Origin of the sequence: Bradyrhizobium sp. AUGA SZCCT0182, assembly GCF_018130185.1 — a bacterium.
Lineage (GTDB): Bacteria > Pseudomonadota > Alphaproteobacteria > Rhizobiales > Xanthobacteraceae > Bradyrhizobium.
This window is the reverse complement of sequence record NZ_JAFCLY010000108.1, coordinates 1-1,165: the sequence shown is the minus strand read 5'-3', so window position 1 is coordinate 1,165 and position 1,165 is coordinate 1. Positions and strand designations below refer to the sequence as shown.

General features: G+C 58.2%; 1 protein-coding gene. It reads right to left on the bottom strand.

The window, feature by feature from the left end; all coding sequences use genetic code 11:
- Nucleotides 1-60: 60 nt before the first annotated feature.
- Complete coding sequence (locus JQ611_RS41445) at nt 61-1,044, bottom strand: ABC transporter substrate-binding protein (RefSeq protein WP_211995926.1); 984 nt, start codon at nt 1,042-1,044, stop codon at nt 61-63.
- Between the last annotated feature and the right edge of the window lie 121 nt (nt 1,045-1,165).

Genomic DNA, 1,165 nt, shown 5'->3' with positions numbered 1-1,165 from the left:
CGGACATCGTCAGGGCCGGTCGGCATGTCTCAAAAGTGCCAACAGCAGAAGTCCGCCGCGTCACTCAATGACTTCGTCGGCCGTGGCCAGCAGCGAAGGCGGAACGGAGAGGCCGAGGGCTTTGGCGGTCTTGAGGTTGATTACCAATTTGAAGCGCGTGGGTTGTTGGATCGGCAGATCGCCGGGCTTTGCGCCTTTCAGGATCTTGTCGACATAGCCGACCGCGCGGCGGAAATGATCGAGAAAATCCGGTCCGTAGGACAGCAGCAGGCCGTAAGGGACTTGTTCAGCATTCCCTGTAATGGTCGGCACCTTGTGCGCTATAGTTGATGCGCCCACTTGCACCCGTTCATTGTACAGTGGCGGTCCAACCACGTATGCGGCATCGAAGCCGTCACGGGCAATGTCCGAAAACGCCTTTTCGATTTCATCAGGTGTCGTGACATCGAATGTTTGGATCAAAATCCCAGCAGCTTTCGCCGCTCTTCCGTTAGCGATGACGGCAGACTTAGAAATAGCATCTCGGGGATCGAGTACGAAGGCCACGCGGGCCAGTTTCGGAACGATTTCCTTCAATAGCGCGAACCGCTTGCCTGCAAGGTCAGTGACCATCAGCGAGAGGCCTGTGACGTTGCCACCAGGGTGCGCCAGACTCTCGACAAGTCCGTTACCAACCGGGTCATTATCGGCGACAATGACAATGGGAATGGTGGCGGTGGCTCGTTTAGCCTCTTTCGCGCCAAGTCCGGTCACAGCCACGATCACATCGACTTTGCTTTCGGCAAGTTCCTCCGCCAGCGCGCGAAACCGCTCAGGTCGTTCAGCAGGAAAACGGTGGTGCAGCTCGATGTTCTTGCCTTCGAAATAACCAAGCTCCTGAAACGCCTTGGTCAGCGCGCCCAGATATTCCGCTTCCTCCTTGGCGTTGGCGGCGTGCCACAGCACGCCGACGCGCGGCATTGCTTTGCGATGTTGCGCGCGCGAGGGAAGCGGCCACGCCGCAGCGGTGCCGCCGAGAAGCATGATGAATTCGCGCCGTCTCATTGGGCCTCCAATGGAGAACGCCTCGTTCGTGTCGAAGTCTAGCACTTCAAGACGGGACGGCGAGTGAGAAAGGGAAGGGCAACAAGTTCCAGAACTGCGACCCGATGTCCGCTTTGGGTCA

Coding starts and splice junctions, on each gene's coding strand:
- JQ611_RS41445 (WP_211995926.1), bottom strand. CDS start 1,044: ATGAGACGGCGCGAATTCATCATGCTTCTCGGCGGCACCGCTGCGGCG.